General features: G+C 72.6%; 22 protein-coding genes. 13 read left to right on the top strand and 9 right to left on the bottom strand.

What is annotated here, in order from left to right; all coding sequences use genetic code 11:
- Positions 1–356: 356 nt before the first annotated feature.
- Positions 357–1,892 carry a hypothetical protein gene (locus AB0Q96_RS21800; protein WP_365327831.1) on the top strand — a complete coding sequence of 512 codons (1,536 nt, stop codon included), beginning with the start codon at positions 357–359 and terminating at the stop codon, positions 1,890–1,892.
- Between the two features lie 83 nt (positions 1,893–1,975).
- Here AB0Q96_RS21800 and AB0Q96_RS21795 read toward each other — a convergent pair whose 3' ends face one another.
- The 3 genes from AB0Q96_RS21795 to AB0Q96_RS21785 form a co-directional block, all read right to left on the bottom strand.
- Positions 1,976–2,911: a hypothetical protein gene (locus tag AB0Q96_RS21795; protein WP_365327829.1), complete on the bottom strand. Its 936-nt coding sequence runs from the start codon at positions 2,909–2,911 to the stop codon at positions 1,976–1,978.
- A 135-nt stretch (positions 2,912–3,046) separates the two neighbouring features.
- Positions 3,047–3,685 (bottom strand): class I SAM-dependent methyltransferase, encoded by a 639-nt coding sequence (locus tag AB0Q96_RS21790; RefSeq protein ID WP_365327827.1) that lies wholly within the window; start codon positions 3,683–3,685, stop codon positions 3,047–3,049.
- 50 nt (positions 3,686–3,735) lie between these two features.
- A complete protein-coding gene (locus AB0Q96_RS21785; protein WP_365327825.1) occupies positions 3,736–4,143 on the bottom strand; it encodes an ATP-binding protein in 408 nt (135 codons plus the stop codon).
- An 84-nt stretch (positions 4,144–4,227) separates the two neighbouring features.
- On the opposite strand from AB0Q96_RS21785, the gene AB0Q96_RS21780 reads away from it, so the two are divergent.
- Both AB0Q96_RS21780 and AB0Q96_RS21775 read left to right on the top strand, forming a co-directional pair.
- Positions 4,228–5,076, top strand: coding sequence for a helix-turn-helix transcriptional regulator (locus AB0Q96_RS21780; protein ID WP_365327823.1), 849 nt, complete (start codon positions 4,228–4,230; stop codon positions 5,074–5,076).
- Entirely contained in the window at positions 5,036–5,317 is a 282-nt protein-coding gene (locus AB0Q96_RS21775; RefSeq protein ID WP_365327821.1) for a DUF397 domain-containing protein, read from the top strand. The genes AB0Q96_RS21780 and AB0Q96_RS21775 overlap by 41 nt, the downstream gene beginning before the upstream one ends.
- An 11-nt stretch (positions 5,318–5,328) precedes the next feature.
- On the opposite strand, the gene AB0Q96_RS21770 is transcribed toward AB0Q96_RS21775, so the two are convergent.
- Positions 5,329–5,739 carry a DUF4259 domain-containing protein gene (locus tag AB0Q96_RS21770; RefSeq protein WP_365328308.1) on the bottom strand — a complete coding sequence of 137 codons (411 nt, stop codon included), beginning with the start codon at positions 5,737–5,739 and terminating at the stop codon, positions 5,329–5,331.
- Between the two features lie 157 nt (positions 5,740–5,896).
- Here AB0Q96_RS21770 and AB0Q96_RS21765 point away from each other — a divergent pair, with 157 nt between their 5' ends.
- Genes AB0Q96_RS21765 through AB0Q96_RS21755 form a run of 3 tightly spaced genes read left to right on the top strand, consistent with a single transcriptional unit; the run spans position 5,897 to position 10,793 of the window.
- Positions 5,897–8,080 carry an acyl-CoA dehydrogenase family protein gene (locus tag AB0Q96_RS21765; RefSeq protein ID WP_365327819.1) on the top strand — a complete coding sequence of 728 codons (2,184 nt, stop codon included), beginning with the start codon at positions 5,897–5,899 and terminating at the stop codon, positions 8,078–8,080.
- A 23-nt stretch (positions 8,081–8,103) separates the two neighbouring features.
- Positions 8,104–9,294, top strand: a complete 1,191-nt coding sequence (locus AB0Q96_RS21760) for a lipid-transfer protein (RefSeq protein WP_365327817.1) — start codon at positions 8,104–8,106, stop codon at positions 9,292–9,294.
- Between the two features lie 53 nt (positions 9,295–9,347).
- The gene (locus AB0Q96_RS21755) at positions 9,348–10,793 is read left to right on the top strand and encodes an MFS transporter (protein ID WP_365327815.1); all 1,446 of its coding nucleotides are present in this window, start codon (positions 9,348–9,350) and stop codon (positions 10,791–10,793) included.
- A gap of 103 nt (positions 10,794–10,896) precedes the next feature.
- Here the strand turns inward: AB0Q96_RS21755 and AB0Q96_RS21750 are convergent, their stop codons facing one another.
- Positions 10,897–11,529, bottom strand: coding sequence for a response regulator transcription factor (locus tag AB0Q96_RS21750; RefSeq protein ID WP_365328306.1), 633 nt, complete (start codon positions 11,527–11,529; stop codon positions 10,897–10,899).
- Between the two features lie 628 nt (positions 11,530–12,157).
- Between AB0Q96_RS21750 and AB0Q96_RS21745 the strand changes: the two genes are divergently transcribed.
- The 4 genes from AB0Q96_RS21745 (at position 12,158) to AB0Q96_RS21730 (ending at position 14,746) form a co-directional block, all read left to right on the top strand.
- Positions 12,158–12,670 (top strand): AAA family ATPase, encoded by a 513-nt coding sequence (locus AB0Q96_RS21745; RefSeq protein ID WP_365327813.1) that lies wholly within the window; start codon positions 12,158–12,160, stop codon positions 12,668–12,670.
- A 157-nt stretch (positions 12,671–12,827) separates the two neighbouring features.
- Positions 12,828–13,133: a hypothetical protein gene (locus AB0Q96_RS21740; protein WP_365327812.1), complete on the top strand. Its 306-nt coding sequence runs from the start codon at positions 12,828–12,830 to the stop codon at positions 13,131–13,133.
- Between the two features lie 48 nt (positions 13,134–13,181).
- Positions 13,182–13,421 carry a hypothetical protein gene (locus AB0Q96_RS21735; protein ID WP_365327810.1) on the top strand — a complete coding sequence of 80 codons (240 nt, stop codon included), beginning with the start codon at positions 13,182–13,184 and terminating at the stop codon, positions 13,419–13,421.
- 44 nt (positions 13,422–13,465) lie between these two features.
- Complete coding sequence (locus AB0Q96_RS21730) at positions 13,466–14,746, top strand: hypothetical protein (RefSeq protein ID WP_365327808.1); 1,281 nt, start codon at positions 13,466–13,468, stop codon at positions 14,744–14,746.
- A gap of 44 nt (positions 14,747–14,790) precedes the next feature.
- Here AB0Q96_RS21730 and AB0Q96_RS21725 read toward each other — a convergent pair whose 3' ends face one another.
- Genes AB0Q96_RS21725 through AB0Q96_RS21715 form a run of 3 tightly spaced genes read right to left on the bottom strand, consistent with a single transcriptional unit; the run spans position 14,791 to position 17,653 of the window.
- Positions 14,791–15,966, bottom strand: coding sequence for a sensor histidine kinase (locus AB0Q96_RS21725; RefSeq protein WP_365327807.1), 1,176 nt, complete (start codon positions 15,964–15,966; stop codon positions 14,791–14,793).
- Positions 15,967–15,992: 26 nt separating this feature from the next.
- Positions 15,993–16,712, bottom strand: coding sequence for an ABC transporter permease (locus AB0Q96_RS21720; protein ID WP_365328304.1), 720 nt, complete (start codon positions 16,710–16,712; stop codon positions 15,993–15,995).
- Positions 16,712–17,653, bottom strand: a complete 942-nt coding sequence (locus AB0Q96_RS21715; protein WP_365327805.1) for an ABC transporter ATP-binding protein — start codon at positions 17,651–17,653, stop codon at positions 16,712–16,714. Before AB0Q96_RS21715 ends, AB0Q96_RS21720 begins: the two co-directional genes overlap by 1 nt.
- A 351-nt stretch (positions 17,654–18,004) precedes the next feature.
- Here AB0Q96_RS21715 and AB0Q96_RS21710 point away from each other — a divergent pair, with 351 nt between their 5' ends.
- The 3 genes from AB0Q96_RS21710 (at position 18,005) to AB0Q96_RS21700 (ending at position 21,083) form a co-directional block, all read left to right on the top strand.
- Positions 18,005–18,901, top strand: a complete 897-nt coding sequence (locus AB0Q96_RS21710; RefSeq protein ID WP_365327803.1) for a MaoC/PaaZ C-terminal domain-containing protein — start codon at positions 18,005–18,007, stop codon at positions 18,899–18,901.
- A gap of 44 nt (positions 18,902–18,945) precedes the next feature.
- On the top strand, positions 18,946–20,022 hold the full coding sequence (locus tag AB0Q96_RS21705) for a Zn-dependent alcohol dehydrogenase (protein WP_365327801.1): 1,077 nt from the start codon (positions 18,946–18,948) through the stop codon (positions 20,020–20,022).
- A 116-nt stretch (positions 20,023–20,138) separates the two neighbouring features.
- Positions 20,139–21,083 (top strand): 3-oxoacyl-ACP reductase, encoded by a 945-nt coding sequence (locus AB0Q96_RS21700; protein WP_365327800.1) that lies wholly within the window; start codon positions 20,139–20,141, stop codon positions 21,081–21,083.
- A 347-nt stretch (positions 21,084–21,430) separates the two neighbouring features.
- On the opposite strand, the gene AB0Q96_RS21695 is transcribed toward AB0Q96_RS21700, so the two are convergent.
- Positions 21,431–22,564 carry a hypothetical protein gene (locus AB0Q96_RS21695; protein ID WP_365327798.1) on the bottom strand — a complete coding sequence of 378 codons (1,134 nt, stop codon included), beginning with the start codon at positions 22,562–22,564 and terminating at the stop codon, positions 21,431–21,433.
- Positions 22,565–22,772 lie beyond the last annotated feature (208 nt).

Here is a 22,772-nt window from a genome sequence, read left to right as displayed (position 1 = left end):
CGAGGAGTTTCCGGGCGTACGGCACCCCGCGACTGTAGGCGTTCCGGCACGGGATTGCGCGTTCCGCTGGACGTGTGTGGGGGGAGGGTGAAGGGTATGTGGGGGGCACCGCAGTAACGACCACAGAGGGGGAACCTGTGGCGGGGGAAGACAACGACCACAGCAGCGCGGCCGAGGGCCACGGCGCGAACGATCCACGGGGCGGACAGCCGTCGCCCTGGGAGTGGACCGGACCGGGGGCGGGGCAGCCATTAGGGCCGCCGCCGTCGCCGCAGCCGCCGGGAGCACCCCAGGACCCGCGCCTCCAGACCGGCCCGTACGGGCAGCCGCCGGCGCCTCCGGGACCGCCGCCGGTGATGACCGCGGCGCCACCGCCGCCGCCCGGGCCGCCGCCCGGCCCGCCGAATCCCGCGCAGGCCGCCGCCGTCGCCCTGCTCAACCTCTCCGGACTGGGCCTCGGCTACGCCCTGCTCCGGCACTGGAAGTCCGCCGCCCTCTGCTGGGCCGCCACCGTGGCCCTGCTCGTGGTCGCCCTGCCGGCCGACCCGGACGGCATCCCCCTCGGCGTGCTCGTCGTGTACGGCGTCTTCCTCCTGGCCGTCGCCGCCGACGGGGCCCGCCGCGGACTGCGCGCCACCCCCGCCGCCCTGGAGGCCCCCGGCCGCCGGGTGCTCGTCCTGCCCGTCGCGATCGCCCTCCTGGTCGTCGTCCCCGGAGGCGGCACCTTCGCCTACGGGGCGGCCCGCGACGAGGCGATCGAGCAGCGGCTCCTGGACACGCTGAACACCGCCGACGGGCTGGTGAAGCGGGTCGAGGGCCAGTCCTTCACCAGCGTCGAGGTGACCTACAACTCGGTCCTGGCGACCTACCGGGACATCGCCGCGCAGCACCCCGGCTCGCGCGCCGCGAAGCTGGTCCCGGACCGGCTCACCGCCTACTACACCTCGGTCTCCGCGCCGTACGCGAAGAAGGACTACTGCGCGGCCGTCCCCGGCCTCAAGCACCTGCGCGCGCTGCCCGACAAGATCGACCGCGGACTCCTCGGCGGCCTGGTCGGCAAGGCCGACGAGCCGCTGGCCGAGTCCTGGTTCCAGTGCGGCACCACCACGATCGGCTCCGCCGGCCAGGAGACCAGCTCCGCGAACTACCTCAACGACCTGATGAAGACCTTCCCGCAGTCCCCCTACACGCAGAAGGTCGAGCCCGCCCTCCGCGAGGGCCTGCGCACCCGCGAGAAGGCGCTCGGCGTCGCGCCCTGCGACGGCCTCCTGGAGATCCGCCGCTTCCGTAACACGGTCGACCTGCTGCCGAGCGAGACCTACGCGGGCCTCTCGACGGACACCAAGCGGGTCATCCAGCGCGGCGACTTCGGCTGCGGTCTCGACCGCTTCAAGAAGAAGGAGTTCAGCGAGGCGGCCACGGCCATGACCGACTACGCCAAGACCTACCCGGACAGCCCGCAGACCGCCCAGGCGCGCAACATCGCCATCGCCGCCGAGATCGCCGAGGAGACCCCGGCGGCCGGCAACAAGGTGCCCTCCGGCGCCACCGTCGACGGCTCCGGCATGGTCATGGTCATCAGCAACGACGGCCCCGGCGAGGTCGAACTCCTCTACACCGGCCCGGTCACCGGCCGCCTCACCATCCCGTCCTGCGCCAAGTGCACCAGCTACCCGACCCTCCTGGTGCCGGTCGGCGGCAAGATCAAGCCGTGCTCGGGCCCCTCGTCCAAGTACCCGAAGCGGACCCTGACGCTGCCTCCGGGCAACTACCAGATGCTCCAGAAGCGGGTGGGCACGGGCACGTCGGCGGGCATGAAGAAGCCCAGCAACGCCAAGATCGAGTCCGGCTACAGCTACACCAACTGCCTGTACGTGACCTCGGGGCTCTGAGCATCCCGGAAAGGTCACCGAGCGTCTCCAGAGCCGGGCCCCGCGATTGCGGGGCCCGGCTCACGCGCGGACAGCGGCGCTGTCTACGCCCGCTCGCTCGGTTCCGGCCGCTCCGCCTCCGCTCCCGTGACCCGCTGATGGGGAACCGTCGGCCGGCGCCACGACGGGCGGCCCCACGACGGGCGCCGCCGGTCGAGGCTCTGGCGCTGTGAACCGGCCACGCCGAGCAGGGAGACGGCGTACCAGATCATCACCCCCGCACCCCATCCGCCGAAGGCGTCCCAGGCGAGGACCACGCTCGGCACCAACAGGCACACATAGGCGAACCGGAGCCGCCATTTGTGGAAGGTCAGCGAGGAGACGTCCAGCCGGATGCTGTACTCGCTGATGATGATCCAGTCGTCGATGAAGAACGCGAACACATAGGCCAGCCCCGTCATCCAGAGGCCGTCGAGACCGTGCCCCCGGAGCAGCCACATGATGGTGAGGGCGGCGAGGAAGACGCCGCCCTGGGCGTTGGTCATGTTGAGCTGACGCAGTTTCCGCCAGAGCTCCACCGTGGTGCCGCTGTGCGCGTAGAGCGTGCGCAGGAAGCCGATGTGCCGCATCAGCACGGTCACTCCGACGGCCACGGTGGTGAGCTGGAGGATCAGCGAGCCGCTCGCCAGCTGCTCCGCGAGCCTGTTCAGGGTCGCCCGCCGGTCGGTGAAGACCAGCGGCAGCCACTCCCCGACCGAGGCGACCGACCCGCTGAGCGCCATCACGCAACAGGTGACCGCCAGGGCCAGGTTCGTGGCGCCCTGCCCGAAGCTGGTGCTGAGCGCGTGCGAGTGTTCCGAGAACAGGTCCCGGACGCGCCGGACCTCGAAGGGGAGCTGACCGGCCGCTTGCCGTGCCTCCGCCCGCGTGCTGCCCACGGCCGACGCGAGGACCGCCAGCACGAAGGTGGCGACGCCTGCGACGGCCGCCGCGCGAATGACCGGATCGTCGAGCAACTGCACCTGGGACCTCTTACGCACGGGGCCGCTGAAGGGGCCGATCGGGGGCGAGGGGCGCCATCATGGCAGCGGAAGAGGACGGGCGAAGGCGGTTTCGGCGCATTCGCCCGTACGAATTCGGGGGGCCGTTTCCGGCCCGCCCCGCCCCCTCGCGCCTCAGCCCCGCCGGCGCAGCACCCGCATCGAGTCGGTGACCGAGACCTCCTCGAAGTCGCCCGACCCGATCGCCCGCAGATAGATCCGGTACGGGGCCTGGCCGCCGTCCTCCGGGTTCGGGAAGACGTCGTGGATGACGAGCGTGCCACCGGGCGCGACCTTGGGCGCCCACCCCTCGTAGTCGGCCGTGGCGTGCTCGTCGGTGTGCCCGCCGTCCACGAACACGAAGCCGAGCTGCCCGCCCCACACCTTCGCGACCTGCGGCGAACGCCCGACCACCGCGATCACGTACTCCTCCAGGCCCGCCTTGCGCAGCGTCCGGCGGAAGGTCGGCAGCGTGTCCATCGCCCCGACCTCCGGGTCCACGACGGTCGGGTCGTGGTACTCCCACCCCGGCTGCTGCTCCTCGCTGCCCCGGTGGTGGTCCACGGTCACCGCGACCGTCCCGGCCGCCCGCGCGACGTCCGCGAGCAGGATCGTCGACCGCCCGCAGTACGTCCCGACCTCCAGCAGCGGCAGCCCGAGCTCCGCCGCCCCGGCCGCCGCCGCGTACAGCGCGAGCCCTTCCTTGACCGGCATGAAGCCCTTCGCGGCCTCGAAGGCGGCGAGGATCTCGGGGGTGGGCTCGGCGGCGACCATGGTCGGCTCCTCCTACTGGCGGGTACGCGCTTACGGGCGCCCATGCTGCCCTACCCGTCGCACTCGAACCACACCGTCTTCCCGTCGGGCCCCTCCATGACCCCCCACCGGTCCGTCACGGCCTCCACCAGGGCCAGCCCCCGCCCGCCCTCGTCGAGCGGCCCCGCCGCCTTCGCCACGAGCGGCCCCGGCACCCCGTCGGCCACCTCCACCCGCAGCCCGTGCGGCTCCCGCAGCAGCAGCACCGTGCACCGGCGGCCCGGCACGTGCCGCACGACGTTCGCGACGAGCTCGGTGAGCGCGAGCTCACCGGAATCGGACAGCCGGTCGAGTCCCCAACGCGTGAGGAACATGCGCAGGATGCGACGCATGTGACCGGCCGAGTGCTCACCCACGGTGAAGCCCATCCGGTAGCTCGCTTCAAGCTCCGCAGGGTAGAGGTCTGTTACGTGATTCATGCCACCAGATTGGAGCCGCATCACTACGCTCGGCTACGGACTGGACCTAACGCTTGCATGCGTAAGTTTGGGGGTGACCTCGCCGTGGCCAACATCCGTAACCTCGATCCCAGCGCCTCGCCGCTGGACTACTACGGCTCGGAATTACGCCGGTTGAGGGAGGAGGCGAAGCTCAGCCAGGATCAGTTGGGCGACATCCTGTTCTGCACGGGCTCGCTGATCGGGCAGGTCGAGACGGCGAAGAAGCTGCCGACGAGACAGTTCTCGGAACGGCTGGACGCGGCGCTGATGACGGGCGGGCTGTTCAGCCGGCTGATCGGCCTTGTGCTGAAGAGCCAGCTCCCGAACTGGTTCCAGCCGTACGCGGAGATGGAAGCGAAGGCGACGTACATCTCGACCTTCCAATCTCAACTGGTCTACGGGTTGCTTCAGACCCCGGCCTACGCCCGGGCGGTTCTGGGCGCGCGGACGGAAGCGGACGTCGAGGGCAAGCTCGCCGCGCGAATGGAGCGCCAACGCATCCTGGACCGCGAGTCCCCGCCGCTGCTCTGGGTCGTGCTGTCCGAGGCGGTGCTGAGGCAGGAGCTCGGCGGTCGTGACGTCATGCGAGAGCAACTCGCCCACCTGTTGGCCATACAGGAGCGGGAATGGGCGAAGATCCAGATCTTGCCCTTCCGGGCGGGTGCGCACGCGGGGATGCTGGGTTCGTTCACACTCCTACGCTTCGACGACGACCCTGACCTCGTGTACACAGAGGACTTCTTCCGGGGGCACATGACCGCCGATCCGGCCGCCTTCAAGGAAGGGTCGCTCCGTTACGATCACTTGAGGGCCGCTGCCCTCTCGGTGGAGGAATCGGCCGCACTGATCGCCCGTGTGATGGAGGAACAGTATGGGGACCAACCTGAACCTGACGGGCGCGGAATGGCGTAAGTCCTCGTTCAGTGGCGACACTGGCGGCGAATGCGTCGAGTGCGCCCCCCTCGGCACCGCCGCCTGGCATAAGTCCTCCTACAGCGCCGACAACGGAGGCGACTGCATCGAGGTCGCCGATCTCTCCGCGCACGTCGCCGTCCGGGACTCCAAGAACCCCGCCGGCCCCGCCTTCCTCGCCACGCCGGCGGCCTTCACGGTCTTCGTGACGGCCGCCGCCGAGGGGCGCATCGGGCGCTGAGGCGCGCGGCTCTACGCGCCGGTGCTCGTCAGCACCGCGCGCAGGCGCAGGATGCCCGCCTTCCACTCCTCCCCGTCGGACTCCTCCCACAGTTCGAGCAGCTCGGAGTCCTCGCCGAGGACGCGGTCGAGCGCGGCGACGGCGAGGGGGCGGAGGGCGTCCGGGAGGGGCGGTATGGCCTGCTTCGGGCCGTACGCGGTGGTGACGGGCTCGCCGCCGGGGCACTGCGCGGCGACGAGGGCCGCGGAGGCCACGGCCTTGACGGCGAGGTAGTCGTCCAGGAAGTCGTCGCCGTTCTCGGTGACCTCGCGGAAGGCGACGAGGAGGACGCCCGCCTTGTCGTCCGCGGCGGCCTCGTCGATCTGGTACGAGAAGTCGGCGGCCGTGTCGTTGTCGAAGGGGCCGATGTCCCAGGTGCCCATGGCGTACTCGCTCACTCGCTCGGTGCCGGCGGTCCCGGCTGCTGTTCCACACCTTGGCACCCGCCACTGACAACGCCCCCGGAGTGACGGGACTCTCGCCAATCGAGCACGTATCTGACCTTCCGTCAGATTGGAACGTGTTCTAGTCTGCCGTGCCATGGGCATCGCCATCACGCACGAACAGCGGGAGCTCGCCCGATCCGTCCGCGGCTGGCTCACCCGCGCCGTACCGCCCGAGGACGTACGCAAGCACCTGGACGCGCCAGGGGGCGCGACGGGCAGGCCGGCGTACTGGGACGGGGCAGCGGCGCAGGGGCTCCTCGGCATCCACCTCCCCGAGGGGTGCGAGGGCGGGGGCGGCGGGGATCTCGTCGACCTCGCGGTGGTCCTGGAGGAGGCGGGGCGGGCGCTGCTGCCGGGCCCGTACCTCCCGACCGTCCTCGCCGCCGAACTGCTGCACCGGGCCGGGCGGGGGGAGGACGCCGGGGCGCTCGCCACGGGGGAGCGCACCGGGGCGGTGGCGCTGGGGCCGGGCACGCTGACGGCCGCGCCGGCGCTCGAAGCCGACGGGTTCGTGCTCGACGGGGTCGCCCCGCCGGTGCTCGGCGCGGCGCAGGCGGACCTGCTGATCCTGCCCGCGCGGGGGCCGCACGGGACGGTCTGGCTCGCGGTGGACGCGGACACCCTCGACGTACGGCCGCACGAGAGCGCAGACCCCACCCGGCCGACGGCCGAGGTCGCGGCCGACGGGGTGCAGGTGCCCGCGAGTCGGATCGTGGGGGGCGTGGACCAGGCGCTGGTCACCGACCTGGCCGCCGTGTTCTTCGCCGCCGACGCCTGCGGGACGGCGGCCCGGGTCCTCGACATCGCCGCCGAACACGCCCGGACGCGCGTGCAGTTCGGGAAGCCGATCGGACAGTTCCAGGGGGTGAAACACCTCTGCGCCGACATGCTCGTACGGCTGGAACAGGCGCGGGCGCTGACCTGGGACGCGGCGCGCGCCGCGCGGGAGGACGCGACCGACGTGCGGGGGCTGACCGCGGCGCTCGCGGCGGGGGCGGCGCTCGACACCGCGTACGGTCTGGCGAAGGACTGCATCCAGATCCTCGGCGGCATCGGCTTCACCTGGGAGCACGACGCCCACCTGTACCTGCGCCGCGCGCTCGTCGCCCGCCAGCTCCTCGGCTCCGGCGACACCCACCGGCTGGCCGCCGTACGGCACGCGACCGCCGGCACCCGGCGCGAACTGCGCCTGGAACTCCCGCCGGAGGCCGAGGCGTTCCGGGCCGAGGCCAGGGAGGCGCTGGCGCCGGCCGTCGGGCTCGACCCGCGCGCGGCCCGGCGGGCCCTCGCGGGCACCGGATACGCGGCCCCGCACCTGCCGGAGCCGTACGGGCTGGGCGCGGGCCCGGTGCGACAGCTCGCCGTACAACGGGAGATGGAGGCGGCCGGGGTGCGGCTCAGCCCCCTCTCCATCGCCACCTGGGTGATCCCGTCCCTCCTCGCGTACGGCACCCCCGCCCAGCAGGACCGGCACCTGGCGCCCACCCTGCGCGGCGAACAGCAGTGGTGCCAGCTGTTCTCCGAGCCCGAGGCCGGATCGGACCTGGCCTCCCTCCGTACGAAGGCGGAACGGACGGAGGACGGGCGGGGCTGGCGGATCAACGGCCAGAAGGTGTGGACGAGCGCCGCCCAGTGGGCCGACTACGGCATCCTGCTGGCCCGCACCGACCCCGACGCGCCCAAGCACAAGGGGCTCACGTACTTCGTCGTCGACATGCGGAACACCCCCGGCATCGACATCAGACCGCTGAAGGAGATCACCGGGGAGTCGCTCTTCAACGAGGTGTGGTTCGACGACGCGGTGCTGCCCGCGGAGGCGGTCGTCGGGGAGGTCGGCGGCGGCTGGCAGGTCGCCCGCAACACCCTCGGCAACGAGCGGGTCCACATGGCCGACCAGGTCGCCTTCGACACCGGACTCGAAGCGCTCATCGGACGGGCGGGCGACGAGGACGGCGTCGTACGGGCCCGGATCGGGGCGCTCGTCGCCGAGGCGCACGCCCTGGCCTGCATCGGGCTGCGCACCACCCTGCTCCAGGTGTCCGGTCTCGAACCCGGCCCGGGGGCCAGCGTCCGCAAGCTCGTCCAGACCGTCCACCAGCAGAAACTGGCCGAACTCACCCTCGAACTCCTGGGCGCGCGCGGCGCGTTGCGGGAGGGGCCGGGGGAGCGGGCCGTGCACGGGCTGCTGATGTCGCGCTGCCTGACCATCGCGGGCGGCACGACCCAGGTGCAGCTGAACGTCGTCGCCGAGCGCCTGCTCGGCCTGCCGCGAGACTGAGAGAGACTGAGGGAGTGGCTTCGATGAAGTCGTACATCGTCGGTGTGGGCATGACGAAGTTCGAGAAGCCGGAGACCCGGGACTGGCAGTACTGGGACATGGCGAAGGAGGCCGGCACCGCCGCCCTGAACGACGCCGGCATCCCGTACGGCCTGGTGGAACAGGTCCCGGTCGGCTACTGCTTCCAGGCGTCGACGGCGGGACAGCGCGCGGTCTACGAACTCGGCCTGACCGGCGTCCCCGTCTACAACGTCAACAACAACTGCGCGACCGGCTCGACCGCCCTGATGATGGCGCGGCAGCTGGTCGAGGGCGGCATCGCCGACTGCGTGCTGGCGCTGGGCTTCGAGAAGATGGCGCGCGGCGCGCTGGGCGGCGGCTCGGACGGCGGCGACTTCAAGACCTCGCCGGTGGCCCGCCACTACGGGATCATGGCGGCCGGGCACGGCTTCGAGATGTCCCCGCCCACCGCCCAGATCTTCGGCGACGCGGCGCGCGAGCACATGGAGCGGTACGGCACGACGGAGGCCCAGCTGGCGGCGGTGGCCGCCAAGAACCACGAGCACTCCTCGCGCAACCCCAACGCGCAGTTCCAGGACGTGTACACGGTCGAGGAGATCCTCGCCGCGAAGACCATCCACCGCCCGCTGACCAAGCTCCAGTGCTCGCCGACCTCGGACGGCGCGGCGGCGGCCGTGGTCGTCTCCGAACGCTTCGTGGCGGAGCACGGCCTGCGCGACCGGGCGGTGGAGATCGTCGCCCAGGCCATGACCACCGACACGGAGGAGTCCTTCGCCTCCGGCACCTGCATCGACGTCGTCGGCCGCCCCATGTCGAGGGCGGCGGCACGGCAGGTCTACGAGGCGTCCGGCCTGGGCATCGAGGACATCGACGTCATCGAACTCCACGACTGCTTCTCCATCAACGAGCTCCTGACCTACGAGGCGCTGGGCATGTGCGAGGAGGGCGCCTCCGGCAAACTCGTCGAATCGGGCGCGACGACGTACGGCGGCCGCTGGGTGGTCAACCCCTCCGGCGGCCTCATCTCCAAAGGCCACCCGCTGGGCGCGACGGGCCTGGCCCAGGCGACGGAACTGGTGTGGCAGCTCCGGGGCGAGGCGGGCGCACGGCAGGTGCCGGGCGCGGGCGTGGGTCTCGCGCACAACATCGGCCTGGGCGGGGCGGCGGTGATGACGCTGCTGCGGCGGGCCTAGCACCGAGGGGAGGGCGATGTACGGGTCGGGACGCTTCTGCGACCATGACGCTCATGCCGCGACCCGACACGAGTAAAGCCACCCCCACCCCGACCCCCTCCATACCCACCGCACCCCCGCCCTCCCGCCTGTGGCTGGTCGTCCTGATCGCGTGCGCGGGCCAGTTCCTGGTGGTGCTGGACGTGTCGGTGGTGAACGTGGCGCTGCCGTCGATGCGGACGGACCTGGGCCTGACGGCCGCGGGCCTCCAATGGGTGATCAACGCGTACGCGATCGCGTTCGCCGGCTTCATGCTGCTGGGCGGCCGGGCGGCGGACCTGTTCGGCCGCCGGCGCATGTTCGTGGTGGGCCTCGGCCTGTTCACGCTGGCGTCGGTGGCCGGCGGCCTGGCGCAGGAGGGCTGGCAACTCCTGGCCGCCCGCGCCGTCCAGGGCCTCGGCGCGGCGGTCCTGTCCCCCTCCACCCTCACCCTCCTCACGGCGGCCGTCCCCGTGGGCCCCGCCCGCACGAGGGCCGTCGGCACCTGGACGGCGGTGGGCGCGGCCGGCGGCGCGGCGGGCGGCTTCGTCGGCGGCCTCCTCGTCGACCTGCTGTCCTGGCGCTGGGTCCTGCTGATCAACGTCCCGATCGGCGCGCTGGTCCTCCTCTGCGCGTGCCTGTGGCTGACGGAGAGCCGCGTGACCGACGGGCGGGCCCGCCTGGACCTGCCGGGCGCGATCCTGGTCACCGGCGGCCTGGCGACCCTCGCCTACGGCATCGTGCAGACCGAGGAATCGGGCTGGACCGCCCCGGCGACCCTGACCCCCCTCCTGGCGGGCGCCCTCGTCCTGGCCCTGTTCGTCTGGTGGGAGACCCGGGCGACGGCCCCCCTGATGCCGCTCCGCATCTTCCGCACCCGCGCGGTGTCGGCGGCGAACGCGACGATGGCGCTCTGCGCGTCGACGACCTTCGGCATGTGGTTCTTCATGACGGTCTACGCCCAGAACGTCCTCGGCTACACCCCCCTCCAGGCGGGCCTCGCCCTGGTCCCCAGCTCGGCCAGCGTCATCGTCGGCTCCAAACTCTCCCCCCGCCTCCTCCCGCGCTTCGGCGCCCGCCCGATCGCGGTGACCGGCGTCCTCATCGCGGCGGCGGGCTTCGCATGGCAGTCGACGATGACCCCCGACGGCACCTACACCACCGCCATCCTGATCCCCGGCCTCCTGATGATGTTCGGCATCGGCATCGGCTCGACCCCCCTCGCCATCCTGGCCACCACGAGCGCCCCACCCTCGGAAGCGGGCCTGGCCTCCGGCCTCATCAACACCTCCCGCACGATGGGCGGCGCCCTGGGCCTCTCGATCCTCTCCACGGTCGCCGCAGCCTGGACCACCGACACCCCGACCCCCGCCTCCCTCACCGCCGGCTACGCGGCAGCCTTCCGGGTAGCGGCGTGCGTGCTGGTGGCGACGGCGGCCCTGATGGCGGTGTGGCTGCCGGGGCGGGAACGGAAGGGCTGAGCCGATCTGGACTGATCTGGGCTGAGCTGGACTGATCTGGACTGGGCTGGGCTGGGCTGATCTGAGCTCGCCGAGCCGTGCGCAAGGGGAATGCTCGGACGAGCTACAACCACCCCTGCTGACGCGCGGCCCGAACCGCCTCCATCCGGTTCCGGGTCCCTGTCTTCCCGATGGCGGAGGACAGGTAGTTCCGCACGGTCGACTCCGAAAGATGCAGCGCCGCCGCGATGTCCGCGATCGTCGCCCCGTCCACGGACGCGCCCAGGGCGTCCCGCTCGCGGGCGGTCAGCGGATTCGGCCCGGCGCTGAGCGCGGCGGCGGCCAGCGCGGGGTCGATGACCGTCTCGCCGCGCAACACCTTGCGGATCGACTCGGCCAGATCCTCCACGGGCCCGTCCTTCACCAGGAACCCGGCCGCCCCCGCCTCCATCGCGCGCCGCAGGTACCCCGGCCGCCCGAACGTCGTCAGGATCAGCACCCGGCAGTCCGGCACCTCGTCCCGCAGGTCCGCCGCCGCGTCCAGCCCCGACCGCCCCGGCAGCTCGATGTCCAGCAACGCGACCTCGGGCCGCGCGACCAGCGCCGCGTCCACGATCTCGTCCCCGCGCCCGACCTGGGCAACGACCTCGATGTCCGGCTCCAGCCCGAGCAGCAGCGCGAGCGCGCCGCGCATCATGCCCTGGTCCTCGGCGAGCAGCACCCGGATGCTCTTGGCGGGGCGGTGGTCCTGCGGCATCTCGTTCACGAGGAACAGGGTAGGGCGGTGGCCCGTTGGGGCGCGCCCGCAAGGCTCCGAACATGCGAGAACCAGGGACCTCCAGGGTGGCGATAGGTGCGAAGGGTGAGCCATGGCCGCCCGAGCCCCATTGTCTTACTCGCGGGTAACCATTGCTGAGCTGGTAGGAGCCAATTCGCCACCCTGCGCCAGGGCTCGCTGCCTTCCCTGCCGTACTGCACATCAGGTGGGATAAGGCCCCGCGGCACCAGTACACGAGAGGTAGTCATGGCACCCAAGGCTGAGACCAGTCCCGCGCTCGAACTGCGCTTAGGAGGAGTTCACTTGACTGTTCAGCGCATCCCCGGATGGCTCGTCGCCCTGGTCACCACCGCCGGCGGGGCGGCGGGCACATGGTGGGCACAGCGGTAGACGGGCCGGGGCGGCGAAGGCGGCCAGAGCGACCACTGAACATGCGTCCTGTGGTGCGTCATGCGGCGTCGGCGTTGGGTCGTCGGCTCGGCACAGTCGATACAGCGCAGAGCGATGGTCGAAGTCTGTGGATGGCGACGTGGCTGGGTGAGCGGTCCGAGTTCCTGTCGTCCTGCGGTGGCGGTCGGCAACTGGCCGGGCATGCAAGGCTGGGCTCATGCTGATCGCGATGGCCGGGCTGCCCGGGGCGGGGAAGAGCGCGATCGCCGACGGGCTGGGGCGGCGGCTGGGCGCTCCCGTTGTGTCGGTGGATCCGATCGAGGCCGCGATGTGGCGTGCCGGGGTGGCACGCAGTCAGCCGACCGGCCTTGCCGCGTATGTCGTGGCCGAGGCCGTGGCCGACGGTGTGTTGGCCCTGGGCCAGACGGTGATCGTCGATGCGGTCAACGCGGTGGAGGAGGCGCGGGCGCAGTGGCGGTCGCTGGCGTCTCGTCGTGGCGTGCCGGTGGTGTTCGTCGAGGTGGTGTGTTCGGATCCGGCGGTGCATCGTCAGCGGTTCGAGGGCCGGTCGCGGGAGATCGACGGCTTCTGCGAGCCGACATGGGAGGCGGTGGAGCGGAGGCGGGAAGAGTTCGCTCCGTGGGTCGATGACCGACTGGTGCTGGACAGCGTGATCGACCTGTCGCAGAACATCGCGACAGCCGTGGGGTTCCTGACCGCGGCGTCCTGACCCGTGGTTTCTCGGGCCGCGGTGACCTGCTGGTGCTCGGCCAGGACGCCGTTCTCGAACTTCGTGCCCGTGCGGACCGGCGTGACCAGGTTGAAGGGAGCTCCTCCTGTGCGGGATCCGCGCGCATCCGCGCCCGCCCGCACTCGTTAGGCGGGGTATGAAGATCACCACGCGCGCTCTCGCCGTCCTGGCCCTCGCGGGGGCCGCGCTCTCGGTCGTCGGCTCCGCGCACGCCGACGGGCCCCGCGACACCGGGCCCGCGAGCCGCGGCGACTCGGCCGATGTCACGGCGGCCGACGTCAAGACGGCCGACAGCTCGGCGCCCGACGTCAAGGCGGCCGACGTCACGGCGGACGGTGTCGGTGGCGACGTCAACAAGGGGGTCGGCGAGGGTGTCGGCAAGCTGTTGCTCGACCGGCCGCTCGTCGCGGTGGAAGGCGTGAACACCGGTCACATCATCTGAGGGGTCGCGGTCGCGCATCCACAGCGTGTCGTTCCTCGTTCGCACCGCATGAGCAACAACGCACAGCGCACCCTCGCCGCTTCCCTCCTCCTCGCCGCCGGTGCCGCCGTAGCCGCCCTCGGGGCCGCCGGGGCCGCGCAGGCCGCGCCCCTCCCGCTCGACCTGCCCGGCGGCGGGCTCGTCGACGTCCTCGGGGGCGGGCAGCCAGGTGGTGCGGCCCCCGTCAGTGGGGACGCGCAGAGTGCCGTCATCGGGGGGAACGCCTCCGAGCAGAGCATCGGGAGCTAGCCCGTCGCCGGGGCGGGGCGGGCGGGTCCTCTACGATCCCGGCCATGGTCAAGACATTGCGTACGCACCTCGCGGTCCTCGGGGCCGCGGCCCTCGCCCTGGCGTCCTGTCTCTCCGCCGCCGGGCCCGCCCAGGCCGCCACGCCCTTCGCGGAGGTCGACGCGGCCACCGTAGCGGGCTTCCAGCTCCGGCCCGGCAACACGTTCGCCGACAACGACGCCGCCATCAAGGCCGTCGAGGCCCAGGGTGCCGTCACCGTCAAGAACGCCACCCAGGTCCTCACCTCCGGAGGCCGTACCGGGCGCAACGGCCTGTGTCACACCACCGGCCTCTCCGCCTCCCTCAGCCCCAGCGGCTTCTGCTGGGACGCCGCCGACGACACCTCCAACTCGTACACCGACGCCGGAGGCTGGACGCCGCAGGGGCTGACCGGGTCCTACGACGCCCAGCCCGGTGGGCTTTGGGACGGGCGGCCCGCCTTCCTGGCCTCCTGGCACTTCAGCCGGGGCATGCAGACCGGCGGGGCGAAGGTCGCCAACGAGTTCAGCCGGGTCAGCCTCGTCAACACCGAGGGCGGGCAGGTCCGTTACAACCACCTGCTGCTCGTCCGTCCGACCGTCGGCGCCGACGGCAAGGGCAGCTTCACCGGTGTCTCCAGCCACAGCGACGGCGTCGTCTGGTACGGCAACAAGGTGTTCGTCGCCAACGGACGCTGGCTTCAGGTGTACGACCTGCGGCACATCTGGCAGGTCAACTCCAGCACCGAGTCCGTCGGCGTCTCCGGGAGCACCTCGTCCGCGCGGTGGAGCAACTACGCCCTGCCGATGATCGGCGAGTACGTCACCACCTCCGACGGCGGTGCCTGCTCGACCGCCACCGGCGACCGGCCCTGCCTCAACTCCCTCAGCCTCGACCGCACCGGCCAGGACGGCCTCGTCTCCGCCGAGTACAAGCCGGGCGCCGCCGGCGGCCGGGTCATCCGCTGGGCCCTCGACGCCAACACCGCGCTCCCGTACGGGCACGCCACCGCCGCGTACTCCTCCCCGATCTGGGCCATGCAGGGCGCCACCACCGACGGCACCGACTGGTACCTCGCCGGTGACTGCCCCAGCGGCGTCGGCGGCGGTTCCGGCGACCCCTCGGGTGCCTCGTACTCCTGCATCCACAAGACGGGCGTCAACGCCGCGCCGCACGTCCTGACCACCGCGCCCGTCTACACCCAGAACCTCGGCTACGCCCCGTCGACCGGGCGCGTCTGGGGGCTCAACGAGCGGATCAACTCCACCGTCGGCGTGAGGGTGGTGTTCTCCGTCGACCGCGCCTAGGGAGTAGAGGGGGGAGGGGGCCGGGTCTGGGGCTGGGTCTGGGGCTAGGGGAGGGGGGCGGGAGTGGTGGGGTCTGTGGGTTGTGACTCCGGTGTCGCCGCTCCGTCCACCGGCAGTTCCGCCGTCACCCGGAAGCCGCCCCGCGGGCCCGGGCCCGACTCCAGCGTGCCGCCCGCCGCCAGCACCCGTTCGCGCAGGCCCTTCAGGCCGCTCCCGGGGGTCCCCTCGCCCGTGCCCCGGCCGTTGTCCGTGACGGTGAGGCGGACGCGTTCGGGGGTGCCCCCGACCTCGATCACGCAGCGGGTCGCGCGGCTGTGGCGTACCGCGTTGGTCGCCGACTCGCGGACCACCCAGCTCAGCAGGGCCTCCGTCTGCGGTTCCAGCGGCGGGCCCGAGCGGCGGACGACCGGCTCGACGCCGGCGGAGGACAGGGCGTCCCGCGCGCGGTCCAGTTCGGCGTCCAGGGTGACCTCGCGGTAGCCGGTGACGGCCTCGCGGATCTCGGTCAGGGCCTGCCGGCCGACCGACTCGATGTCCGTGATCTGCGACAGCGCCGCGTCCAGGTCGCGCGGCGCCAGGCGGCGGGCCGCCTCCGACTTCACCACGATCACCGACAGGGTGTGGCCGAGCAGGTCGTGCAGGTCCCGGGAGAAGCGCAGCCGCTCCTTCTCGACGGCCGTGCGGGCCAGCTGCTCGCGGGTGGAGCGGAGCTCCTTCACCGTCTCGGAGAGGGTGAGCACCGCCGCCGTCACCATGGCCGAGATGAACGTCCCGTACGCCACGTTGATCGCGCCCCACCCGTCCCGCAGCCCCGCCACCGTGCCCGCGACCACGCACAGCGGGAACACGACCCGGCCCAGCATCCGGCCGCGCACCACCGAGCCCACGGCGAGGCCGAGGAGCGGGAAGAAGAGCAGGTACGGGCCGCCGTAGGCGACGGAGAGGGCCAGGGTGACCGCGGTCATCGCGGCCAGCAGCCACCAGGTCGCCGGGGCCTCGCGCTTGGTGCGGTCGAAGGCGCGGAAGACGAGGGAGATGTAGAGGGAGTTGAAGGCCAGGAGGCCGACGGCGCCGATCCAGGGGTTGGGGGTCTCACCCCGGAGCAGGTTGGAGACCGCGCCCATGCCCATCAGCAGCCACGGCAGCATGGCGAAGCCGTTGGGCGGTCCCATCTCCTCCGGGACCCGGCCGCCGCGTCGCTCGCGTCGTTCGCGTCGCATGGTGACTCCTCCTTCGGCCTCACACATCAGATCGTCCGTGCCGCACGACGGTACGAGACCGCCGCGTACGTGCCGAACAGCGCCGCCCACACGAGCAGGATCACCAGGGTCCCGGTGCCCGGCATCGTGCCCTCCGTCAGTGCCCTGCCGAGGTCCGCGAAGCGATTGGTCGGGGTGTAGGAGGAGATCGTGCGCAGCCACTGCGGGAACAGCTCGACCGGGAACCACAGGCCGCCGACCACCGCGAGCCCCAGGTTGCAGGCGACGTTGACGACGCCGGTGGTCTGCGCCGAGAGCCGGTAGCCGTTGCCCAGGCCGAGCAGGGTGAAGGGGAGCGAGCCGGCCCACAGGGCGAGGGCGACGGCCGCCCACTGCCAGGCGTCGAGCCGTACGCCGTTGACGAGCGCCCCGGCGAGCAGCACCGCCGCGATCGCCGGAAGGACCACGACCGTGCCGGTCAGGGCGCGGCCCGTGACCACCTGGCGCGGGGTCATCGGGGTGATCCGCAACTGCCGCAGCCAGCCGGAGGACTTGTCCTCGGCGACGCCGGTGCCCAGCGACAGGGCGGCGCCGAGCGCTCCGTACGCGGCCATGCCGACCATGGCGGCGGCCTTCACGTCGGCGCTGTTCGCGCCGCCGAGGTTGGTGAAGAGCAGGTACATCATCACCGGCACGGCGATCGAGGAGATCGCGAAGCCGACGTCGCGCAGGGTGCGGCGGACTTCGAGGCGTACGTAGGCGGTGATCATCGGGCCTTCTCCATGCTCGTGGGGGTGGGGGCGGTGGTGGTGCCGGTGGTGGGGTTCTCGCCGGTCAGGGCCAGGAACGCGTCGTTCAGGGAGACCGGTGCGACCTCCAGGCCGCGGATCGCGTGCAGCGCCGCCAGCGCGAGGACGGTCGCGTCCGAGTCGTCGCTGCGCAGGTGCGCGCGGTCGCCGCGGATCTCGATCGCGGTGACGCCGGGGAGCAGGGTGAGGCCGTCCGTCGGGCCCCCGGCCAGGTCGAAGGAGACCAGCGCCCCGCCGGCCCGGCGCTTCAGCTGCTCGGCCGTGCCGTCGGCGATCACGCGGCCGGAGTCGACGACGACGATCCGGTCGGCGCTGGTGTCGGCCTCCTCCAGGTAGTGGGTGGAGAACAGCACCGTGTTGCCGCGCCCGGCGTAGTCCCGCATCGCGTCCCAGAAGATCTGCCGGGCCTCGACGTCCAGGGCGGCGGTCGGCTCGTCCAGGACGATCAGCTCGGGGTTGCCGGCCAGGGCGACGGCGAAGCGGACGCGCTGGGCCTGGCCGCCGGAGAGCCGGTCGGCGCGGCGGTCCGCGAACTCGGTGAGGCCCGCCAGTTCCAGGGCCTCGGCGACCGGCATGGGGGAGGGGTAGGTGCGGGCGACGAACGAGACCAGCTCGCGGACGGTGACCCGGGGGACCGGGCGGGTGTCCTGGAGCATGGCGCCGACCCGGCCCGCCTCGACGGCCCGGGCGGGCGTGTCGCCGAACAGGCGGACCCGGCCGCTGTCGGGGGCGTCGAGGCCGAGGAGCAGGTTGATGGTGGTGGACTTCCCGGCGCCGTTGCGGCCGAGCAGGGCGACGGTCTCGCCGCGGCGGATCGTGAGGTCGATGCCGTCCACGGCGCGGACCGGGCCGTAGGTCTTGGTGGCCGCCTCGAAGGCGACGGCGGGCTCGTTCGTCATGACCACGACGTTACGGAGGGGAGGGTGCGGCCGGTCAGGAGCGCGTGTACGGACCTGGCGGTGACAAATGTCCTGGGTGCCCCGCATCCCCGGGCCACCCTCGGGCATCCCGGAGCACCCCTCGGGTGCCTCTCGAACACCCCTTGGAGCGAACGGCATCTGACATGCCGTCAGGAGGGTTCCCAACGGAACACCCCTCCGCTATACATGGGGGTCACCGAACTGGAACAGGTTCTAGCTTCTGGGACTTCCGTTCCGGCCTCGGTCCCCGCACGGCCTCGGTGCGGTCGACGGTGCGGACGACCGCACCGAGGTCTTCCACTCCAAGGATCCCCAAGGAGCAGCAAGCCGATGCCCATTGACGCCGCCAAGGCCGTCGCCGCCGAGCCCCGCAGCGCGGAGATCGGCTGGGACCACAAGGACGTCCAGCTCTACCACCTCGGCCTCGGCGCGGGCGTCCCCGCGACCGACCCCGACGAGCTGCGCTACACCCTCGAATCCCGGCTGCACGTGCTGCCCAGCTTCGCCACCGTCGCCGGTGCCGGCATGGGGGTCGTCGGCGGGCTCTCCGCCCCCGGCATCGACATCGACCTCGCCGCCGTCCTGCACGGCGGCCAGTCGGTCACCCTGCACCGCCCGCTGCCCGTCTCCGGCCGGGCCGTCTCCACCTCCCGCGTCGCCGCCGTGTACGACAAGGGCAAGGCCGCCGTCCTGGTGCTCCGCTCGGAGGCCGCCGACGCGGACGGCCCGCTGTGGACCAGCGACGCCCAGATCTTCGTACGCGGCGAGGGCGGCTGGGGCGGCGACCGCGGGCCCTCCGAGCGCCTGGACATCCCCGCCCGCGAGCCCGACGCCACCGTCGAGCGCCCCATCCGCGAGGAGCAGGCCCTGCTCTACCGCCTCTCCGGCGACTGGAACCCGCTCCACGCGGACCCCGAGTTCGCCAAGCTGGCGGGCTTCGACCGGCCGATCCTGCACGGCCTCTGCTCGTACGGCATGACCCTCAAGGCGGCCGTGGACACCCTCCTCGACGGCGACGTCACCCGGGTCCGCGCCTACCGCACCCGCTTCGCCGGGATCGTCTTCCCGGGCGAGACCCTGCGGATCCGGATGTGGCGCCTGGCCGGGGCGGAGGGCGGCGGCGACGGCGACGGGGCCGTCGCGGGCGGCCGGATCCAGATCACGGTCAGCGCCGTCGAGCGGGACGACGCGCCCGTACTCGCCGACACCGTCGTGGACCACTCCTGATATCTCCTGACATCTCCTGACATGAGCCCCGAGGGAGCCGCACCATGCGCGCAGCCGTACTGCACGAGATAGGCCAGGACAAGCTCGAAGTCGTCGACGACGTCGAGGCGGTGGGCTTCGGCCCCGGCCGGGTGAAGATCCGGGTACGGGCCACCGGCCTGTGCCACTCCGACGTCTCCGCGATGAGCGGCGTCCTCCCGCAGCCCGCGCCCTTCATCCCCGGGCACGAGGGCGCCGGCGAGATCCTCGACATCGGCGACGGGGTCACCGGACTGAGCGAGGGGCAGCGGGTGCTGCTCTGCTGGCTGCCCGCCTGCGGCAGCTGTCCCGCCTGCAAGCGCGGCCAGACCCAGCTCTGCCTGGCCGGCTTCATGAACGCCGGGACCCCCAACTTCAAGCGCCCCGGCGGAGACGTCTTCGGCTTCGCCGGCACCGGGACCTTCGCCGAGGAGGTCGTCGTCGACGCGGGCTGCGCCGTCCCGATCCCCGACGACGTGCCCTTCGACATCGCCGCGCTCATCGGCTGCGGCGTGACCACCGGGCTCGGCGCGGCCATCAACACGGCCAAGGTGGAGGCCGGTTCCTCGGTCGCCGTGATCGGCTGCGGCGGCGTCGGCATCTCCGCGATCCAGGGCGCCAAGCTCCAGGGCGCGGCCGAGATCGTCGCCGTCGACCCCGTCGAGTCCCGGCGCGAGGCCGCCCTCCGCTTCGGCGCCACCGAGGCCGTCGCCCCCGACGCCCTCGCCGACGCCAAGCAGCGGATCACCGGCGGCGAGGGCTTCGACTACGTCTTCGAGGTCGTCGGCAAGTCCGCCACCGCGCGCACCGCGTACGAGACCACCCGGCGCGGCGGCACCCTCTGCGTCGTCGGCGCGGGCGCCCTCGACGACCACCTCCAGCTCAACATGTTCGAGCTGTTCTTCGACGAGAAGCGGATCCTGCCGTCCATGTACGGCGGCGGGGACGTGCTCCGCTCGTACGAACGGGCCATCGCGCTCTGGCGGGCCGGCCGCATCGACCTGGAGTCCCTGATCACGCACCGGGTGCCGCTGGCCGGGATCAACGAGGCGCTGGAGCAGATGCGGACCGGCGTCGCGCTGCGCACCTGCATCGAGATCTGACCGGCACCCGGCCACCCGGTATCCGGCCACCCGGTATCCGGCCACCCGGCATCCGGCATCCGGCATCCGGCATCCGGCCGTCCGGGCCGGCATCCACACCTGAGAGGACCTGCCCCATGTCACTCCCTCTTGAGGGACTGAGCGCGATCGTCACCGGCGCCGGCCGCGGGCTCGGCCGGGCCGAGGCGCTCGAACTGGCCGGGCTCGGCGCGGCCGTCGTCGTCAACGACTACGGCCAGCCCGGGCGGGACGGCTCCGGCGAGGCGTCGGCGACCCCCGCCGAGGAGGTCGCCGCCGAGATCCGCGCGGCGGGCGGCCGGGCCGTCGCCCACCTCGGCGACATCGCCGACTTCGAGACCGCGCGCGGCCTGGTCGACCTGGCCGTGAGCGAGTTCGGGAAGCTCGACATCCTGGTCAACAACGCGGGCATCCTGCGCGACCGGATGGTCTTCTCGATGAGCGAGGAGGAGTGGGACTCGGTGATCCGGGTCCACCTCAAGGGCCACTTCAACACCACCCACCACGCGGCCGTGCACTGGCGCGGCCGGGCGAAGGCGGGCGAGAGCGGCGTCTACGGGCGGATCGTCAACACCTCGTCCGAGGCGTTCCTCGCCGGTTCGGCCGGACAGCCCAACTACGCGGCGGCCAAGGGCGGGATCGTCGGCCTGACGACCTCCACCGCGCTCGCCCTCGCCAAGTACGGCGTCACGGCGAACGCGATCTGCCCCCGGGCCCGCACCCGGATGACCGAGGACGTCTTCGCCGGGTTCGCCGAGCCGACCGCCGAGGACCGGCTCGACCCGCTGTCGCCGGAGCACGTGGCGCCGCTCGTCGGCTACCTCGCCTCCCCGGCCGCGGCCGGGGTCAACGGGCAGCTGCTCGTCGTCCACGGCGGGATGGTGGCGATCGTGGACCGCCCGAAGGTGGCCGCGAAGTTCGACACGGCGAAGGACGCCTTCACCTATGAGGAGCTCGACGGGCTCCTGACCCCGCACTACGCGGCCCGGCCGGCGGGGGAGACCTTCGCGGCGGCGGAGGTGCTGGGGCTGAAGAAGGGCTGAGCGGGGCTGAAGCGGGCTGAGCGGTCCGAGGTGGGCTGAGCGGGGCTGAGCGGTCCGAGGTGGGGAACGTGCGAGGCCCCCGGTTTCCCGGGGGCCTCGCAGGTGTTCGGCTCAGCCCTTCGGCTCAACCCTTGAGCTCAGCCCTTCGGCTCAGGTGTTCAGCGGTCTTCCGGCTCGCGGCGGTGGCGGCCGTGCGGCGAGGAGGCCGACGACGCCGAGGACGCGGCGTCCTCCGACGGCGCCGATTCACCCCTGTGCCGGCCCGAGCCGTTCGACTCCTGCGCGTCCGTGTCGTTCATGGTGGAACTCACCCCGTTGATCTCGCTCTTGCTGTGCGGCCAGTGAGTCTAACGAGCGGGCCCGCGGTCCGTCAGCGGAGCCTGCTGCAAGGGCACCGGACGGCAGACCTTGAAGGCGCCCGTCCCCGTCCCCGTACCCGTACCCGTACCCCTCCCCGTCACCGGCCCCGGTTCCGGTACGGGGGGCTGCTCGGGCTCCTCCAGGGCCGCGAGCCCGCAGGGCGTGCCGGCCGTCGCGTACGGGAGTCGCAGCACCCCCTCGGGCGTCCACAGGCCCGCCCCGGCCAGCCAGCCCGCGGGGACGCCCAGTTGGCTCATCCGGCGGGCGGAGGGCCGCCACATGCCCACCCAGCTGCCCGCCGCGGCGTCGATCCGCAGCGCCACCCCGCAGCCCTCCGGCACGAGCACCTGCCCCGGCTGCACCGCGAACGGCGTCACCGCCGCGTCGTCGAGCCGCAGGCACTCGGGGAACCGCACCGGCAGCAGGCTCCCCAGGACCCCCCAGCCCAGCCGGTCGTGCCCGGGCGAGGGCGCGTCGGAGCGGATCAGCAGCAGGCCGCTGTCGGGGTCCGCGAGCAGCAGCCGGTCGTGGCTGTCCTCGGCGATCTGCAGCAGCGGGGTCACCTCGCCGCCGCGCTCCAGGTCGACCGCGACCGCCTTCACCGGGCCGTCGCCCAGGCGCCGGTCGAGCGCGAGCATCCGCCCCGTACGGTCCAGCCAGACGCCGCCCGAGCAGCGCCCCCGCACCTCGGCGACCTGCTCGGGCCCGAAGGCGCCGCCCGCCACCAGCCACAGGGTGGTGGTGTCCCGGCCGACGCACAGGGCGTACGCGCAGATGCCGTCCGGCGACGGCGGGAGCAGCGTCAGCTCTCCCGTGCCGGGCGCCTCCACGGAGCCGAGCATCAGCTCGCCCGTCTCGGGGCCGGTCGGGTACAGCAGCGAGAACGTGTGCCGGCGCCCGTCCACGCGGCGCGCCACCAGCACCCGCCCGTCGGCCAGCGGCAGCAGGGGCGTGCCGGGCTCCTCGGGCTGGGCGAGCGGCAGCGGTACGGCGTACGGCTCCGGGCCGTCGAGCGTCCAGCGCTCGGCGTACAGCGCGTCCCCGGATCCCGCGAGCCGGGCCGCGTAGGCGCCGTTCGTGGTGATCGTGAACGCCCCGTGGCCGGTGGGTACGGGCCCCATCGGGCCGCCTTCCCTCGCCGTTTCGATGGCACAGGCTGTCATCGACTCGTCACCTCCGGCCACGAAGCTAGTTTTCGCACTTCCTGCCGAACAACGCGAGCCACCGCACTTCACCCCAATGGGTGGCCGTCTTCCGGTTCCGCTGAGCCGAGGGGGCGGGTTGTGCTGGTGGGGCTGAGGGTAGGTAAGGTAAGGCGACCCTAAGTGG

The sequence above is a fragment of the Streptomyces sp. NPDC093111 genome (assembly GCF_040683955.1).
GTDB lineage: Bacteria > Actinomycetota > Actinomycetes > Streptomycetales > Streptomycetaceae > Streptomyces.
Note: the sequence above shows the minus strand (reverse complement) of the source record. Positions and strands in the feature narration are given on the sequence as shown.

Coding starts and splice junctions, on each gene's coding strand:
- AB0Q96_RS21800 (WP_365327831.1), top strand. CDS start 357: ATGACCGCGGCGCCACCGCCGCCGCCCGGGCCGCCGCCCGGCCCGCCG.
- AB0Q96_RS21790 (WP_365327827.1), bottom strand. CDS start 3,685: ATGGTCGCCGCCGAGCCCACCCCCGAGATCCTCGCCGCCTTCGAGGCC.
- AB0Q96_RS21785 (WP_365327825.1), bottom strand. CDS start 4,143: ATGAATCACGTAACAGACCTCTACCCTGCGGAGCTTGAAGCGAGCTAC.
- AB0Q96_RS21775 (WP_365327821.1), top strand. CDS start 5,036: ATGGGGACCAACCTGAACCTGACGGGCGCGGAATGGCGTAAGTCCTCG.
- AB0Q96_RS21770 (WP_365328308.1), bottom strand. CDS start 5,739: ATGGGCACCTGGGACATCGGCCCCTTCGACAACGACACGGCCGCCGAC.
- AB0Q96_RS21765 (WP_365327819.1), top strand. CDS start 5,897: ATGGGCATCGCCATCACGCACGAACAGCGGGAGCTCGCCCGATCCGTC.
- AB0Q96_RS21760 (WP_365327817.1), top strand. CDS start 8,104: ATGAAGTCGTACATCGTCGGTGTGGGCATGACGAAGTTCGAGAAGCCG.
- AB0Q96_RS21755 (WP_365327815.1), top strand. CDS start 9,348: ATGCCGCGACCCGACACGAGTAAAGCCACCCCCACCCCGACCCCCTCC.
- AB0Q96_RS21750 (WP_365328306.1), bottom strand. CDS start 11,529: ATGCCGCAGGACCACCGCCCCGCCAAGAGCATCCGGGTGCTGCTCGCC.
- AB0Q96_RS21745 (WP_365327813.1), top strand. CDS start 12,158: ATGCTGATCGCGATGGCCGGGCTGCCCGGGGCGGGGAAGAGCGCGATC.
- AB0Q96_RS21740 (WP_365327812.1), top strand. CDS start 12,828: ATGAAGATCACCACGCGCGCTCTCGCCGTCCTGGCCCTCGCGGGGGCC.
- AB0Q96_RS21735 (WP_365327810.1), top strand. CDS start 13,182: ATGAGCAACAACGCACAGCGCACCCTCGCCGCTTCCCTCCTCCTCGCC.
- AB0Q96_RS21730 (WP_365327808.1), top strand. CDS start 13,466: ATGGTCAAGACATTGCGTACGCACCTCGCGGTCCTCGGGGCCGCGGCC.
- AB0Q96_RS21725 (WP_365327807.1), bottom strand. CDS start 15,966: ATGCGACGCGAACGACGCGAGCGACGCGGCGGCCGGGTCCCGGAGGAG.
- AB0Q96_RS21715 (WP_365327805.1), bottom strand. CDS start 17,653: ATGACGAACGAGCCCGCCGTCGCCTTCGAGGCGGCCACCAAGACCTAC.
- AB0Q96_RS21710 (WP_365327803.1), top strand. CDS start 18,005: ATGCCCATTGACGCCGCCAAGGCCGTCGCCGCCGAGCCCCGCAGCGCG.
- AB0Q96_RS21705 (WP_365327801.1), top strand. CDS start 18,946: ATGCGCGCAGCCGTACTGCACGAGATAGGCCAGGACAAGCTCGAAGTC.
- AB0Q96_RS21700 (WP_365327800.1), top strand. CDS start 20,139: ATGTCACTCCCTCTTGAGGGACTGAGCGCGATCGTCACCGGCGCCGGC.
- AB0Q96_RS21695 (WP_365327798.1), bottom strand. CDS start 22,564: ATGGGGCCCGTACCCACCGGCCACGGGGCGTTCACGATCACCACGAAC.